The organism is Psychrobacillus sp. FSL W7-1493 (genome assembly GCF_038004905.1).
GTDB lineage: Bacteria > Bacillota > Bacilli > Bacillales_A > Planococcaceae > Psychrobacillus.
In genome coordinates this window covers 149,242-164,045 of the sequence record NZ_JBBOSB010000002.1, presented here as the reverse complement: position 1 = coordinate 164,045, position 14,804 = coordinate 149,242, and the positions used below count along the sequence as shown (strand labels likewise).

The following is a 14,804-nucleotide window of genomic DNA, read 5'->3' as shown; positions in this document are numbered from 1 at the left end:
TTTACTGTATCATAACAGTGCCTTTTCTTGTAATCTAATATATAACAGAATGGTTTATTCTGTATCGGTTTTTGGATAAGATACTTTTTTTCAAGGACGAACAAGAAATAAGGCAGACGAATGGTAAAAAAAGAACTTGGAGGTGTATGAATGGAAATAACGAAAGACCAATTAAAGAGGTATAGCAATCTATTAGAAGAATGGATTCCTAAAGAGGCTTCCATTGCAATTGCCGTTAAAGACCAGTACATCTATTATTATGCAGGTGAGCATGACCTACAATTGCAGGAAGGACAGAAGGTTCAGCCAGGAAGTATTGCTGATTTAGTTTTTAAAAATGGCTGTCGAACAGAAGCTGTATTAGACGATAATTTGTTTCAAATCCCTTACTACGGAGTAGGCTATCCTATCGAAATTAATGGCGAAAATGCTGTATTAGTTGTTATCCTCCCACCAAAGCATGCTGTTCCAAAGCAATCCCTGGTTCGATTTCTTACAGGAAAAAAAGAAGAAGAGTGGAAGCCTGTACCTATTGAAAAAATAGAATACCTGGAAAGCTTGCAAAAAAAGATTTGGTTTTATGCAGAGGGTGACGCTTACAAAACGACTCTCCCTTTAAAGGATCTTCAAAGAAAATTGCCTGATAATTTCATAAGAATACATCGTTCTTATATCGTTAATATCTCATTTATTGATCGAATCATTCGAGACTTTTCCTCCAATTTATTAGTTGTATTAACCGATGATACAGAATTGCCGATTAGCCAATCTTATATGGCTGAGGTGAGGGCTGTTCTAGGATTTTAAAAGAAGAGGTCATAAGCCTCTATCAATAGACATAAATAAAAGAGCTACCATTTTAGGGAAGCTCTTTTTAGGTTGCCAAATACCATTTGTTTTCTACAAACAACTTCTTTATTATAAAAATAAGTAAACTGTCGGAGGATAATCATGGAAATTCTAAATACGTATATAGCAGCCACGAACACGCATGACTTTGAACAGGTCCGTAAAGTATTGCACAACAATGCCGTTTACTTTTTCTCCGATCAAACCTGTACTACTCATCAAGAGATACAGAATTACTTTGAAAACGCTTGGACGGTTGTAAAAGATGAAAACTATGAGGCTCGGAATGTCCATTGGCTCCATCAAGGTGAAGACTCAGCGACATGTATCTATACCTATTTTTATGAAGGGTACGTAAATGGTGAGTATGTTAATGGTGAAGGCAGAGCTACAAATGTATTCGTAAAGAATGAAGGAGATTGGAAACTCATTCATGAGCATTTAAGTAACCAATTATAATAAGAAAGGAGAAATTTGATTGATGAACACGTTTATTGCAATTATCCCTTTAATTCTTTTCTTTGCATTCTGGTGTTTTGTTATTTGGTTTATCATTACATTAGTACTTTCGAATAAAGAGCGTAATGAATTATTAAGAGAGATTTCTAGAAAGCTCGATAACCTCCCCCATTCTAACAAGGCAGAATAAAAAAGAGAGGGTAATTACTCCCTCTCTCCAGGCTTTGGTAATGGTAGTGTATTTTCTTCCACATGGCTTTCTGAGCCTTCCATTGCATCTGTATCATATACATGTAATTGATATGTGAAAGTATCATCGTTGTTCACCTTTATAGACATAACTTCTTCTTTGTTAGTTAAATCTGTAATAATTGGCTTCATTTCATTCCTCTCTATGTCTAACACATACAGCTTGCCACCAGCAGTTATCATCCCGTACGCGTAGCCGATTATAACAAATAGTCGACTTTCATCAATCCAAGCCACTTCTTTCGGTGTGTATTGCCTGTAAGGTTCTTCCTCCAGTAATTTAAAGATAAATGAATCCTTTGCATTCATGTTTTCGATAACTAAAGTACCGATGCCCTCTTCTCCAGCATGTTCTCCACGTCCTTCTATTGTGGCACGATATGTACCGTTGGGTGAAGGAATCCATGGAGAGTGGAAAGTTGGTTTGTAATTAAATTCTTTAGTTTTCTCAAATGTATCGGGAGTTGCTTTATTTCTATCATCTTTTGACTCTGTTGCATACGTATATTCTTTTATTTCCTCTGTTACCCCAATAATATAATCGCCTTTTTCTTCATCCCAGTATTCAGATACCCCTTTTATATATCCATATCCAGGAGCATAGTAGCTTCTAGCTCGATACGCATCCGCACTTGTCTCTACAACCATCACGTTGTTCAAGGTACCTAAAGGAGTTGTAATCTCTTCCTCTAAGGAAACAATAACCCCTTCACCAAGGGTACCTCCATACCCATATGGATCTCCCACTTCAAATGGAGCTTCTAGTATCAGCTCTATGGTAGGCAAGGACTCTAACTCTTTGAATGTCATATTCGTTGGCGAGACGCCCTCTAGCATTTCTCTGTAAACGAGCTCTACCTTATTGTCCTTAATTCGATAAATGTTTTCGAACGCTGCCCCTGTATTACTCACTATTTGCTGAACATAATCTACGTTGAGCCAAGTTGTTTCAATAGTAGAACCGCTATCCTCATAACCACCATCAAAAGTAGACTTGCTATTGGACGGAAAATATTCTTTTAATAGCAATGTAAGATCTTCTTCATGATTTGGTTCTTCCAAGGGAGGGACCACAGTGGTTGGCGGTTCCTCTGCAGGTTGGAACGGCTTTTCTTGGAGAAGGTTTGGGACTAGTAGGAAGCAAGCAACAGCTATCAAACCTGTAAAAGCTGCTATAGCTGTATAGCTAGCCAAACGCTCCGACTTTCTTTTTATGTGGTTCCCTTTTTTCTTTTGAATCTGCTCCTTCACTCTATCACCACGTTCGGAGGTGTTCCCTATTTTCAACAGCAGCTGTTGTTTAATATCATTCATTTACAAGCACCTCCCATTCCCCATCCTTTAGTTTTTCCTTCAATAGTGACCTAGCTTTTCTGAGCCTTGTCTTTACGGTACTATCTGAAATGATTAACAGCTGAGAAACCTCCAGGACTGATAACTCTTCAAAATAATAGTGTATGATCACTTCACGATATTTCAATGGGAGCTCTAGCACTGCTTCTGCCAGTTCTAATTTTTCATCACTTTCTATCATGACATTTCGAGACCTTTTAGTTGGTGATTTAAATGAATTAGTTAATGTATGAGTTCGATATCGCCAGCTCTTCAAATAATCCTTACATCTGTTAATGGTTATTCGTGCAAGGTATGTCTTCAAAGATGCTCGTTCTTCAAACTGCTCGAATTTCTGATAGAAGGTCAAAAAAACCTCTTGAACAATATCTTCTGCTGCAGGCCACTCCTTTACATATAAGTAAGCAAGCTTAAGCAGATAATCCATATGCTCCTGCATTACCTGCTGAAACCTCTGTTCTTCTAAATAACTGTCCAAATTCTATCCCCCTTCCTATCCCTTTTAATAATAGACGAGGCACCTATACAGCACGTTTTGAAAACGTACATATTAATAAAAGCTGCTTCGACTCTTGCTCGAAACAGCTTGTTAATTTAAAAACAGTATTTTCCTTGTATATGGGTTAAAGATTACAACAATTTCATTGGAATCCTGAATAACATTCATACGATAATTCTCTTTACCTGTCTCCGCTTGAGGTATAGTAGTTAGAAAACTCTCTTGGACCTCTACGTCATACTCCTTCGCTACTATTTGCTTTGCTTCTTCATACGTATAATTAGGCTTAACTATTTCATACATCAAAGTAATACAAACAATACCTAATAAGCACAATCCTGTCGTTTTAAAGAATTTTTCTCTTTCATCCATCCAAATAATATAAATTTGAACATACGATAATAAAATTAACGGAATGTAAATCGATAAAAAGTGTAGAGTTGGATCAATCCTTAAATATTTGCTGGAATCATAAAAGAAGTGAAGAAAGAAAGCAATGGACGCTATAAAATAAATAATAGACACAATTATTTCCTTCATCTTTTCACCTCACTTACAGATTTCTATTAAAAGATTTCCATTCTTACTTATTCTTCAACAAGCCGTCCTCTTTTACCTTTTCCCCATACATTTTGAAGTCCCAAGGTTAGAATGTACAAATTATCTTCCACACAAAAATGCAGTCCCTAATTGATTTCGAAAGGATGCTCTACTGCTGGATTGTAGTAAAATACCGGTTGATTGTCGTAAAGTAGAGCTCCATTGTAGTAAACGAGCACAGGATTGTCGTAATCTTTGTTCAGGAAACCAATTTGGTTAGGGATTGTAGTAAAATACCGGCTGATTGTCGTAAAATATAGCTCCATTGTAGTAAACGAGCGCAGGATTGTCGTAATCTTTGTTCAGGAAACCAATTTGGTTAGGGATTGTAGTAAAATACCGGTTGATTGTCGTAAAGCAAAGCTCCATTGTAGTAAACGAGCGTAGGATTGTCGCAATCTTTGTTCAGGAAACCAATTTGGTTAGGGATTGTCGTAATCTTTGTTCAGGAAACCAATTTGGTTAGGGATTGTAGTAAAATACCGGTTGATTGTCGTAAAGTAGAGCTTCATTGTAGTAAACGAGCGTAGGATTGTCGCAATCAATGAGACTTTATTTCAGATTGCTGCTTCCAGTCATGAATTGTGTGGAAATTGTGTGTGACACAGGGACAGGCTAGCGTCTACTACCCAAAGTTAAAATGACGATACTTCCAAGCAACAAACCAATTCCTATCCACGATGTAAACCCTAAAATTTCTCCCACTACGACTACACCAAGCAGTGCAGCTGTGGTTGGCTCTGCTAGCGATAGTGTCAATGCAGAGGATGCTGGTATCTTCCGAAGACCCCACCCATACAAAACATACGCCACACTCGTTGTAGCCAAGCCTAGATAGACGATGATTCCCACGTTACCTGGATCAGCTAGCCAGCTTATGTCATATATAAAGAGAAATGGCGTTAACAGCAACGCACTTAGTGAGAACGTCACTGCCACTACAGGGATGGCTTCTTCTTTTTGTAAAAGTGACTTGCTCGTAAGCGTATAAAAAGCAAATATAAGCCCGGCAACTAGTGAATATAAAATACCTACCGGATCAATTGTTACTTCACCCTTCGTCAAAAATAAAAACAGACAGCCAACAATTGCTAGTCCAGTAGAGAGCCCCCACACTTTTGTGGGTCTCATTTTCAAGAAAATCCATTCAACCATGCCAGAGAAAACAGGCGCACTTCCGATAGCAACTACACTCGCAATGGCAACACCGGTTAATCGTACGGATGAAAAAAACAAAAGCTGAAACAAGGATATGCAAATAGCGGCATATATTGTCTGTTTCCAAGGCCAAGTGCGAAGCTTTAACTTTTTTAGTAAAATCATCACGATTAATAGTGGAATGCCTCCGGTTGCAGATCGTCCAGCGCTAATAATAAAGGGATGGGCATTATCTGGTAAAAATGTTTGAGCCGTTCCTGTCGTTCCCCAAAGCATCGCTCCCAGTAATACGAATATGTATGGTATAACAGCCACTCTTTTCATCCTTTCTACTACAACTATTTTCTATGTGAGGACATTGAGTTACCTCCTTGTCTCCATTATACTAATAAAGACGTAGGAGGGATTCGTACCATGTACATGACAGTAGAAGAAACAGCTGACTTCTTGTCGATGCCACTTGAACAAGTCAAAAGGTATATCGCCGATAAAAAAATACGTGCTGTCTTTGACGGAGAGCAATATGTTGTCAATAGTGCACAGTTCGAAACCCATTTAGAGCAAGTGGAAGAATTAAAACGCCAAATTGATGAGTGGCGCAATACTCCAATTCCAGAGGACATTGATGTGAAGGACGAGGACTAGCCAATTTAAGCATATCAAACAAAAAGGACTTTTTCCGAAGGGAAATTGTCCTTTTTGATTTTATATTGTAATAAAAAAGCCTGCTCTCTTACCGATAATCTCTGCGTAGTCCTCAACCATCACACTAGCAGTAGGATACATCCCCGCTCCAGGACCTACTAGTGTAAGTGTCCCAATATAGTTAGTATCAAGAGAAACAGCATTATTTACTCCTTCGATTGCATACAACGGATGATCTGCTCCTACCAGCTGAGGTCCTACTGATGCATATAACTCTCCATTTTCATCCTGTTCAATTTCTGCTACATGACGATAACGAAGACCTTTGTCCTTAGCTTCACGTACATCCTCTAATGTAATTTCATCGATTCCTACTACACGTACATCGTCCCAATCTGGCTGTTTTCCAAATGCCAATGCGCTTAAGATCATTAGCTTGCGAAATGCATCCTGACCAGATATATCGTTGTAAGGATCAGCCTCTGCATATCCAAGCAGCTGTGCTTCTTTTAAGGCATCCTCAAATGGCGAATCCTCTATACGCATTTGCGTCAAAATATAGTTGGATGTTCCATTCAATATTCCTTGAATTTTCTTCACAGAGTTTACTTGAAGCAGGTTTTTTAGAGTCTTGATAATTGGCACCCCACCAGCTGTAGTAGCCTCATAGCCTACAAATACACCTCGTGATTTTGCGCGCTCCTGTAAGGGAATACTATATTTAGAGAACATGACTTTATTTGCAGTAATCACGTGACAACCTTTGTCAATCGCTCTGCATAAATAGCTATATGCGGGCTCTTCGTTGACAATTGCCTCAAAAACTACCTGGAGTCCAGGAATATTCTCAATATCCTCAAAGTCGTCTGTTACCAAAACTCCTGGAGTTTCAGGTCTTTCTTTTGCTAAATTATTTATCAGGATTGCACAAATCTCAATATCCAACCCTAATGACTTTTTTAAGTCTTCTCTTTTTTCATTTACGATGTGATAAATCCCTTGGCCGACTGTTCCAAACCCTAAAATCGCTGCTTTTATTTTTGCCATGCTGTCTCCTCCAAAATGAATCTGTACAATTGAATATAAATAATCGCACTTGTGTAATATTTCAATAAATTTATTGACTATTTTACATATTGTAGACTATTTTTATTCATTATACAATATAATTCTACCTAGAGAGGACATTTGTTTTTCTCAAAAGTACTTTTTCGAGTGCATTTTGTAAGTCTTCAACTGCCTCCAAGCCAACAGACAAGCGGATTAGATCCTCTGTAACACCTGATTTTACTAAATCCTCGGGAGTAAGCTGTTGGTGAGTAGTAGAAGCTGGGTGGATAATTAAGGATTTTGCGTCTCCTACATTAGCAACATGAGACCAAATTTCAATATTATCAATAATTTGTCTACCTGCTTCTCTGCCTCCCTTCACTCCAAATGTCAGAATAGAACCGAAGCCATTTTTTAAATACTTTTTAGCCAGCTCGTGCGTTGGATGGTTTTCAAGCCCTAAGTAGTTAACCCATGACACTTCCTCATTTGCATTTAAGTACTCTGCAATCTTCTGTGCATTTTCGTTATGTTTTGGCACTCTTAAGTGAAGTGTTTCTAGTCCTTGAAGAAAGGAAAATGCTGCCTCTGGGCTAAGAGTAGGACCAAAATCCCGAAGCAACTGAACTCTTAGCTTAATTGCAAATGCTACATTTGGTACGTCGATTCCATAACGTAGCCCATGATAAGTAACATCAGGCTCTGTAAATCCCGGAAATTTATCGGAGTTCCAATTGAAATTCCCTCCATCTACTACTACACCACCAATTGTTGTCCCATGTCCTCCAATCCACTTCGTTGCAGAATGTATAACAATGTTAGCTCCATACTCTATAGGATTTGAACCAAAAGGTGTAGCAAATGTGTTATCTACTAATAATGGAACTCCTACTTCATTGGAAATTTTTGAAACAGCTTCTACGTCTAGAACATTTAAGCTTGGATTTCCAATGATTTCTGCAAAGAACCCTTTCGTTTTCTCTGTAACAGCTTTACGGAAATTTTCTGGATCAGAGGAATCTACGAATTTTACTGTAATCCCATAACGTGGGAGTGTATGTGCAAATAGATTAAAAGTTCCTCCGTATAAGTTTTCAGCAGCTATAATTTCATCTCCAGCTCCAGCAATGTTCAAAATAGAAAATGCAATGGCTGCTGCTCCTGAGGAAAGTGCTACTGCTGCTGTTCCTCCTTCCAGTAATGCAATTCTTTGTTCAAAAACATCTACGGTTGGGTTTGTGATTCTGGAATAGATATTACCAGTCTCTTTCAAGGCAAATAGATTTTGTGCATGCTCTGTGTTTTGAAATACATATGAGGTTGTTTTGTAAATCGGTACTGCTCTAGATCCTGTCACTGGATCAGGCGTTTGTCCACCGTGTAATAGAAGTGTTTCTTTTTGAAGATTAGTCATTTGAATTCCTCCGATTTAGTAGATTAGATGGATGCTGGAGGCCAGAGAGGATTATAGAACTGACAACTATAAAAACCCCTCTCCAATTAAGAAGAGGGGTCAAATTGATGACATGTTCCTCCTCTTATCTTCCAAATTCTATTAAAGAATTTGTAGGATTTAGCACCTTTCCAAGTTATAGAACTTGGTGGTTGCCGGACTTCTTAGGGCCTATTCCCTCAGTCACTCTTGATAAGAGTATTTGATTAGTATTCCATCTTGTTACACAGTATAAGTCTCCATATATTTAGATGTCAAGTAATTTTATAAAAATTCTGAAACTTCTTCTTTTTTTAATCGTTTAATATAATAGATAGAATAATTTTATAAGGGGTGTCATAGAATGGTTGTTTGGATTGTTAGCATTCTCCTAACAGGCTACATTATTGGTTCGCTACATGGATCTAAACTCGCTCAATGGATGAGTGGAGTTAATATAAAAAAAGAAGGCCTAAATAATTCCGGAGCATCCAATGCTACTATCGTACTTGGTTGGAAGTATGGTGTTTTAGTGGGAGTCATAGATATATTAAAGGGTGCCATTATGATTATTGGCGTACGTGTACTTTCTGAGCAGTGGAGCTTGTTTAGTTCATCAGAGCTGGATCTACTTCTTTATCTAGCTGGTGCCGCGGTTATTTTAGGACACAACTTTCCAGTTTTCACAAAATTTAAAGGTGGGAAAGGCACTGCTTCCATCATCGGGGTTTTACTTGCATTACACTGGCCGGTCGGACTGGCAGGATTGCTTATATTAATCTGCGTTACACTTTTAACGGATTATTTGTTGATAGGAGTTTTATTTTTTTATCTCATATTTTTAGGAGCCTCTGTCTGGACAGCAGATGGAGCAGGGCCAATTTTAATAGCTGGCTTCCTATTTTTAATGGCTTCCTTCTTACACATAGAAAATGTCCAACGATTATTACGAAAGGAAGAGACAAAAATCTCCTCCGTTATAAAGAAAAAGAAGCCTTCGCTTTAAAGGAAAAGAGTGAGTTAAATGAGCAAAAAAAAGAGGTGGATTGTGGTCATTCCATTAATAATAATCGCATCGAGCGGATTAGGTATGTGGATGCTTACAAGCAAATGGCTCGAGGACGGGTTGAAGCCTAAGGCAGACGGTTCCAATGAGTATGCCATTGTGTTAGGGGCAAAGGTAAAAAAAGGACATATACCTTCTCTAGCACTTCTTTATCGTTTGGAAGCAGCACTAGAATATGCTGAAAAGTATCCAGCTGTAAAACTTGTTGTTACTGGAGGACAGGGACAAGATGAGGATATAGAGGAAGCTATAGTGATGAAGAACTATCTTGTAGAGAATGGAATTAAGGAGAGTCGAATCATAGTAGAAGATCAATCTACCTCTACGTATGAAAACCTTTTATACTCCCAACAGCTTCTCCCTGACAGCGTTACCTCTGTCACCATTATTACGAGTGATTTCCATTTACAGCGCGCAAAAATTATAGCCGAAGGAATAGGATGGAATGCTGATGTGGTAGCTGCTAGGACACCACAAATTTCAGAGGCAAAACTGCGTTTGCGTGAAAGAGCAGCCTTGCTCAAAACCTTTGTCTCTGGAGAATAAAACAAAGGGAAGGATTAAAAAGAAGAGTAGCTACGCTGCCCTTCCTCCCTTCCTCGGCTCGCTCATTTGCGAAATATAGGAAATTTATTAACCCTCTACCAGTGCATAGTATTTCAGAAGTTTACCTTCTAACTCTACGAGTAAAATAGGACCTTCTTTTTCTATAGTTGAAAAGATCTTTGCACCAACAGGGAGCTTATTCGACATTTCGTCTTCAAAGTCTGTGTCTGAATCATTTCTTGTTTTTATTTCCCCTACTTGCTCGCCTTTTGTTAAAGTAAGTTCCTCAACCCAATCAATTCCGGTCTTATAAATCACACCATCTAGCTGAAATATATCGGCTTCAGGGTCTAATGTTAAAACCTCTTCAGCGTCAGGATTTTTAGTTTCATGAACTTCTATTTTTTCTGTATTTAATGAATTAGAACATCCAACAGCAGTTAATAAAATGAAAATGATCAAACCCAAAAATAATGCTGGTAGTCTCACGTTATCCCCTCCTTACATTGTTAGACGGACAAGGGTGGAATAAGTTACCTCTCAATACTTTTATATATGGTCTGTATTCTTCTCTAATTATAATTGGATTCAATTCACTTCTTCCTCACCCCTTTACCCAATAAACACTACCATCATCTTTTCTATCTAAAAACCCGTACTCAACTAAATAGCGTCTAAGGGTCACATAGTCATCGTATATGCTTTTTAGAATTTCATTTATTTCTTTTTCGCTATACTGTTTTTCCTTCTCAAAATGCTTAATAATTACTCGTAGTGTTGCTAGCTTTTGCTTTTCCTTTTTCGGAAATTTAATCATCCGCCCATTTAATCCACCAGGGAAGAACTTTTTCTCTACTTCTGCCTGCTCTTCGGCTGTTATATTGTAGCGATCGTCTACCATCGTAGCGTTTTTATGAATTGGAAGGAAATTAGGGGCATGACTGTCCTTTTCCTTCAACAGCTCCATCATCGTCAAAAATATCTTTGCTTGGCGTTCCTTCTCCTTCAAAACAAAACGGTGATTTCGAATAGTTGAGGCGCTCCCTATCTCTAACTCCTTTTGAACTTCTAAGTCACTTCTCCCTTCATAAAACAGTTTTAGCAAGCTATTTTGGTGATCCGTCAAGCCTGTTAGCTTTTTGTTTAAGCCAATTAAATAGTCAAACACAGAGATATGTTGTTGCTCTATATGAAGCTTCATAAATTTCTCCGACTCATAAAGTACGTGATTTTCAGGATAAATCAAACCTTTTTCTACTTTTTCCCCACACAATAAACATTGATAGCATTCTAGTTCCTCCACATATCCTCTTTTCATATCTTCCATAGAAGCTTCTATAAATTTCTCAACCGCATTCATAACAAACACTCCTTAATTTTGTTTATTTATTTATAAACATTTTATATTATTGTCTATAAGTAATCAAATAAAATAATACTGTTGCAATTTTTCTGAAAATAATAAACAATTGAAAGGTGAGGATTACAAAAATTAGGGGGAAATACAGTGGTTACATTTAAAGAGTACGAATATAAAAGACCAGATTTACAAGAAATGAAGACAGCATTTCATAGTTTATTGGATAAAATGAAGGAGGCTTCTTCTGTAGAGGAGCAAAATGCAATAATTGAAGAGATTAACTCGATTCGCAACGACTTCTCTACCCAAGCAAACCTTGTTTATATCCGAGCTTCTATCGATACAAACAATGAATTTTATCAAAAGGAACGCGATTTTTTAGATGAAATTAGTCCCGAGGTAGATGAGCTTGTCACAGAATACTACAAGGTTCTTGTAGCTTCCCCATACCGTAATGAGCTAGAACAAAAATGGGGCAGCCAATTATTTGATTTGGCAGACTTTCAAATTAAAGGATTCTCTTCCGAACTTATAGGCTTAATGCAAAAGGAAAACAAACTAACTTCTGACTACTCTAAACTTGTTGCATCTGCAGAAGTTGAGTTCGAGGGAGAAAAATATACTCTAGCACAGCTTGGAAAGTTCACAGAGTCGACAGACCGTGAAATAAGAAAGAAAGCTAGAGAAGCTTCCGGTGGATTTTTCGAAGAAAACGAAGCCAAATTCGATGATATCTATGACCAACTTGTCAAACTACGTCATGAGATGGCAACTACTCTTGGCTACAAAAACTTTGTAGAGCTTGGGTATATTCGAATGAACAGAATCGACTATAATGCAGAGATGGTAAAGAAATTCCGTGACCAGGTTCGTGATTATATAGTCCCTCTTGCCAATAAGCTACATGAAAGACAGGCTAAACGCATTGGTGTAGAGAAGCTTAAATTTTATGATGAACCACTTAACTTTTTAACTGGGAATGCAACTCCACAAGGCTCTCCACAATGGATTATAGATAACGGAAAGAAAATGTATGAGGAGCTTTCTCCAGAGACAGCTGAATTCTTCCAATTTATGATTGACCGAGATCTAATGGATTTAGAAGCTAAAAAAGGGAAAGAAGCTGGAGGATATTGTACATTTATCGATGACTATGAATCTCCTTATATTTTCTCTAATTTTAATGGAACATCTGGAGATATTGATGTCTTAACACATGAAGCCGGGCATGCTTTTCAGGTTTACACAAGTAGAAATATTGGGATACCGGAATATATCTGGCCAACGTTTGAATCATGCGAGATCCACTCGATGAGCATGGAGTTTTTCACTTGGCCATGGATGGAGCTTTTCTTCAAAGAGCAAACAGAGAAATATAAATTTGCCCATCTAAGCAGTGGCCTTTTGTTCCTTCCTTACGGTGTGGCCGTAGACGAATTCCAGCACGTCGTATATGAAAATCCAGAAATGACACCAGCAGAAAGAAAGGCAGCATGGAGAAAAATTGAGCAAACGTACCTCCCTCATCGTGATTATGATGGGAACAGTTATTATGAGGCTGGTGGCTTCTGGCAGCGCCAAGGACATATTTACGCAAGTCCATTCTATTACATCGATTATACGTTGGCACAGATTTGTGCATTCCAATTTTGGAAACGTTCAAGAGAAGATCGTGAATCCGCTTGGAAGGATTACTTACACCTTTGTAAACTAGGGGGCTCTATGTCCTTCACTAAGCTTGTAAAAGAAGCTAATCTCATTTCTCCTTTTGAAGAAGGCTGTGTCGAGTCTGTCATTGGTACAATTGAGGATTACTTAAACAGCGTAGATGATGCTTCACTTTAATTTTAGAAATAAGGAGTTTATAAGTTATGATTAACCCAGCAGGTTTTTGGATAAGAGTTGGGGCAGGTCTATTAGATGGAATTATTATCGGTATACCATTGGCAATTATTAGCTTACTTTTGTTCGGAGAAAGTGATACTTGGTTTACGACCATAGGACAAAACTTTTATACTTTTATCTTGCCTATTTTATGGGCAGGATACACAATAGGCAAACGAATTGTAGGAGTACGAATCGTTAAAGTAGACGGGTCTAGTGTAGACGTTTGGACGATGGTAAAAAGAGTTATAATAGCAGGAATTGTCTATGGGATAACTTTGGGTATTGGTCTAATTGTGAGCTGTTTTATGGTCGGTTTACGCGAGGATAAGAGATCCCTTCATGATTTTATAGCTGGTACTTATGTAACTCATGATTCGCCTTATTCATGAGCAGTTAACTTAACCTTCTATCATCCCCACTTTATTTTTGATACTAATGAAAAGTAAAGAAGATGGTCGTGATTCCCTTCACGACCATCTTCTTTTATCTAGCCTTATTTTTTAAAGCTTTGTTAAAGTTATTGGTTGATTTAGACTAACAATTTTTTTTATAGTGACTGTAAACATAAACAAAGGAACTTTCAAATGGCTATTAAGAACATAAATAGATGATGAAATTGGGGTTGGTGACAGTTTTTCAGCTTTGTTTAGCGAGTAAATTCTTTAGCGATCGATGCTAAAGCTGTTCCCGTTTATTGATTGGAGCGCCAGACGGCAACTCCTACGGGATGAGTGAGACAGATAAGTCGTCACAACCACGCGCGTAAGCGATGGGTGATGGCTTATCGCTCACCCCGAGGAAAGCATCCGGCTGGGGCGAAAAATCAATTCTACTCTCTGATCTAAGATTATTTTGCATCATAAATCAACCCTAACCTTTAACATAGTCTTTTTAATAACATTTTTTAGCCTATACTCTCATACAATAGCAGGTAATTCATAGAAGATAACGAATGTAAGTATAAAGGGGTGTTATTATGTCGAGTAAAATATTAGCAATTACAATTGCGATTATGGGAATTATTTATATATTTTTGATACCTCATGATCCGGTTGGTATTAAAATAATGTTCAAACTTATTCCTATGTTGCTTATTATTCTTTTTGCAAGTGTTCAACCACCTGGTTTACCCAAGAGCTACAAGACACTTATCATTTTAGGATTATTTATATGTATGCTAGCAGACGGACTAATTTATTGGTTTATAATCGGGCTTATCACATTTTTAATAGGACATATCATTTATATTTTTGCGTTCAGGAGAATAAAGAAGAAAACCATCCCTAAGTGGGCAGCAGCTTTGTTACTTCTTTATGGACTTATTATGATTATTTGGATTGCAGGCACTTTATGGACTGAAGGAGAATTTGTTTTAGTAGTTGCTGTTGTTCTGTATATAGGAGTTATTTTAACTATGGGCTGGCATGCATTACAGACAGGTAATAGGTTCGCCATAATGGGTGCCATCCTATTTATATTCTCTGATTCAATTCTAGCAATTAATAAATTTATAGTAGCTATCCCTTATGAACATGCACTTGTAATGCTCTCCTACTATGGTGCACAATTTCTCTTCTCATACAGTATATTTTCGCATTATTCCTCAACACGGAATAATCTGTTAAAATAAATATATGCTTTGCATATTGGA

General features: G+C 37.7%; 17 protein-coding genes and 1 riboswitch. Of the genes, 9 read left to right on the top strand and 8 right to left on the bottom strand.

Annotation, left to right across the window (positions count from 1 at the left end; translation table 11 throughout):
- The first annotated feature begins 150 nt into the window (after positions 1-150).
- The 3 genes from MKX96_RS18315 (at position 151) to MKX96_RS18305 (ending at position 1,498) form a co-directional block, all read left to right on the top strand.
- A complete protein-coding gene (locus MKX96_RS18315) occupies positions 151-807 on the top strand; it encodes a LytTR family DNA-binding domain-containing protein (RefSeq protein WP_340886449.1) in 657 nt (218 codons plus the stop codon).
- 144 nt (positions 808-951) lie between these two features.
- Positions 952-1,308, top strand: coding sequence for a YybH family protein (locus MKX96_RS18310; protein ID WP_340886446.1), 357 nt, complete (start codon positions 952-954; stop codon positions 1,306-1,308).
- 19 nt (positions 1,309-1,327) lie between these two features.
- Complete coding sequence (locus tag MKX96_RS18305; RefSeq protein WP_298469496.1) at positions 1,328-1,498, top strand: hypothetical protein; 171 nt, start codon at positions 1,328-1,330, stop codon at positions 1,496-1,498.
- A gap of 14 nt (positions 1,499-1,512) precedes the next feature.
- Here the strand turns inward: MKX96_RS18305 and MKX96_RS18300 are convergent, their stop codons facing one another.
- The 4 genes from MKX96_RS18300 to MKX96_RS18285 all read right to left on the bottom strand — a co-directional run bounded on the left by MKX96_RS18300 (position 1,513) and on the right by MKX96_RS18285 (position 5,491).
- Complete coding sequence (locus MKX96_RS18300; RefSeq protein WP_340886443.1) at positions 1,513-2,871, bottom strand: DUF4652 domain-containing protein; 1,359 nt, start codon at positions 2,869-2,871, stop codon at positions 1,513-1,515.
- Positions 2,864-3,388, bottom strand: coding sequence for a sigma-70 family RNA polymerase sigma factor (locus tag MKX96_RS18295; protein WP_340886440.1), 525 nt, complete (start codon positions 3,386-3,388; stop codon positions 2,864-2,866). The genes MKX96_RS18300 and MKX96_RS18295 overlap by 8 nt, the downstream gene beginning before the upstream one ends.
- A gap of 111 nt (positions 3,389-3,499) precedes the next feature.
- A complete protein-coding gene (locus tag MKX96_RS18290; protein ID WP_340886436.1) occupies positions 3,500-3,949 on the bottom strand; it encodes a hypothetical protein in 450 nt (149 codons plus the stop codon).
- A gap of 675 nt (positions 3,950-4,624) precedes the next feature.
- Positions 4,625-5,491, bottom strand: a complete 867-nt coding sequence (locus tag MKX96_RS18285; protein ID WP_340886434.1) for a DMT family transporter — start codon at positions 5,489-5,491, stop codon at positions 4,625-4,627.
- A gap of 90 nt (positions 5,492-5,581) precedes the next feature.
- Between MKX96_RS18285 and MKX96_RS18280 the strand changes: the two genes are divergently transcribed.
- Complete coding sequence (locus MKX96_RS18280; protein ID WP_169359239.1) at positions 5,582-5,812, top strand: excisionase family DNA-binding protein; 231 nt, start codon at positions 5,582-5,584, stop codon at positions 5,810-5,812.
- Positions 5,813-5,872: 60 nt separating this feature from the next.
- Here MKX96_RS18280 and MKX96_RS18275 read toward each other — a convergent pair whose 3' ends face one another.
- Both MKX96_RS18275 and MKX96_RS18270 read right to left on the bottom strand, forming a co-directional pair.
- Positions 5,873-6,859 (bottom strand): homoserine dehydrogenase, encoded by a 987-nt coding sequence (locus MKX96_RS18275; protein ID WP_340886431.1) that lies wholly within the window; start codon positions 6,857-6,859, stop codon positions 5,873-5,875.
- Positions 6,860-6,983: 124 nt separating this feature from the next.
- Positions 6,984-8,276: an O-acetylhomoserine aminocarboxypropyltransferase/cysteine synthase family protein gene (locus MKX96_RS18270; protein ID WP_251555225.1), complete on the bottom strand. Its 1,293-nt coding sequence runs from the start codon at positions 8,274-8,276 to the stop codon at positions 6,984-6,986.
- Positions 8,277-8,397: 121 nt separating this feature from the next.
- A riboswitch (SAM riboswitch) is annotated at positions 8,398-8,514 on the bottom strand.
- 144 nt (positions 8,515-8,658) lie between these two features.
- Between MKX96_RS18270 and MKX96_RS18265 the strand changes: the two genes are divergently transcribed.
- Both MKX96_RS18265 and MKX96_RS18260 read left to right on the top strand, forming a co-directional pair.
- Positions 8,659-9,300, top strand: a complete 642-nt coding sequence (locus MKX96_RS18265) for a glycerol-3-phosphate acyltransferase (RefSeq protein ID WP_340886427.1) — start codon at positions 8,659-8,661, stop codon at positions 9,298-9,300.
- A gap of 18 nt (positions 9,301-9,318) precedes the next feature.
- Positions 9,319-9,906, top strand: coding sequence for a YdcF family protein (locus tag MKX96_RS18260; protein ID WP_340886424.1), 588 nt, complete (start codon positions 9,319-9,321; stop codon positions 9,904-9,906).
- An 87-nt stretch (positions 9,907-9,993) separates the two neighbouring features.
- On the opposite strand, the gene MKX96_RS18255 is transcribed toward MKX96_RS18260, so the two are convergent.
- Both MKX96_RS18255 and MKX96_RS18250 read right to left on the bottom strand, forming a co-directional pair.
- A complete protein-coding gene (locus MKX96_RS18255) occupies positions 9,994-10,395 on the bottom strand; it encodes a hypothetical protein (protein ID WP_340886422.1) in 402 nt (133 codons plus the stop codon).
- A 115-nt stretch (positions 10,396-10,510) separates the two neighbouring features.
- On the bottom strand, positions 10,511-11,266 hold the full coding sequence (locus MKX96_RS18250) for a DUF2087 domain-containing protein (protein ID WP_340886420.1): 756 nt from the start codon (positions 11,264-11,266) through the stop codon (positions 10,511-10,513).
- A 147-nt stretch (positions 11,267-11,413) separates the two neighbouring features.
- Between MKX96_RS18250 and MKX96_RS18245 the strand changes: the two genes are divergently transcribed.
- The 3 genes from MKX96_RS18245 to MKX96_RS18235 all read left to right on the top strand — a co-directional run bounded on the left by MKX96_RS18245 (position 11,414) and on the right by MKX96_RS18235 (position 14,783).
- Positions 11,414-13,111, top strand: coding sequence for a M3 family oligoendopeptidase (locus MKX96_RS18245; protein WP_340886418.1), 1,698 nt, complete (start codon positions 11,414-11,416; stop codon positions 13,109-13,111).
- Between the two features lie 26 nt (positions 13,112-13,137).
- Positions 13,138-13,542 (top strand): RDD family protein, encoded by a 405-nt coding sequence (locus MKX96_RS18240; protein ID WP_169359247.1) that lies wholly within the window; start codon positions 13,138-13,140, stop codon positions 13,540-13,542.
- Positions 13,543-14,129: 587 nt separating this feature from the next.
- Complete coding sequence (locus tag MKX96_RS18235) at positions 14,130-14,783, top strand: lysoplasmalogenase (RefSeq protein WP_340886411.1); 654 nt, start codon at positions 14,130-14,132, stop codon at positions 14,781-14,783.
- The last annotated feature ends 21 nt before the right edge of the window (positions 14,784-14,804 follow it).

Coding starts and splice junctions, on each gene's coding strand:
- MKX96_RS18310 (WP_340886446.1), top strand. CDS start 952: ATGGAAATTCTAAATACGTATATAGCAGCCACGAACACGCATGACTTT.
- MKX96_RS18270 (WP_251555225.1), bottom strand. CDS start 8,276: ATGACTAATCTTCAAAAAGAAACACTTCTATTACACGGTGGACAAACG.
- MKX96_RS18275 (WP_340886431.1), bottom strand. CDS start 6,859: ATGGCAAAAATAAAAGCAGCGATTTTAGGGTTTGGAACAGTCGGCCAA.
- MKX96_RS18260 (WP_340886424.1), top strand. CDS start 9,319: ATGAGCAAAAAAAAGAGGTGGATTGTGGTCATTCCATTAATAATAATC.
- MKX96_RS18285 (WP_340886434.1), bottom strand. CDS start 5,491: ATGAAAAGAGTGGCTGTTATACCATACATATTCGTATTACTGGGAGCG.
- MKX96_RS18265 (WP_340886427.1), top strand. CDS start 8,659: ATGGTTGTTTGGATTGTTAGCATTCTCCTAACAGGCTACATTATTGGT.
- MKX96_RS18280 (WP_169359239.1), top strand. CDS start 5,582: ATGTACATGACAGTAGAAGAAACAGCTGACTTCTTGTCGATGCCACTT.
- MKX96_RS18240 (WP_169359247.1), top strand. CDS start 13,138: ATGATTAACCCAGCAGGTTTTTGGATAAGAGTTGGGGCAGGTCTATTA.
- MKX96_RS18250 (WP_340886420.1), bottom strand. CDS start 11,266: ATGAATGCGGTTGAGAAATTTATAGAAGCTTCTATGGAAGATATGAAA.
- MKX96_RS18315 (WP_340886449.1), top strand. CDS start 151: ATGGAAATAACGAAAGACCAATTAAAGAGGTATAGCAATCTATTAGAA.
- MKX96_RS18235 (WP_340886411.1), top strand. CDS start 14,130: ATGTCGAGTAAAATATTAGCAATTACAATTGCGATTATGGGAATTATT.
- MKX96_RS18300 (WP_340886443.1), bottom strand. CDS start 2,871: ATGAATGATATTAAACAACAGCTGCTGTTGAAAATAGGGAACACCTCC.
- MKX96_RS18290 (WP_340886436.1), bottom strand. CDS start 3,949: ATGAAGGAAATAATTGTGTCTATTATTTATTTTATAGCGTCCATTGCT.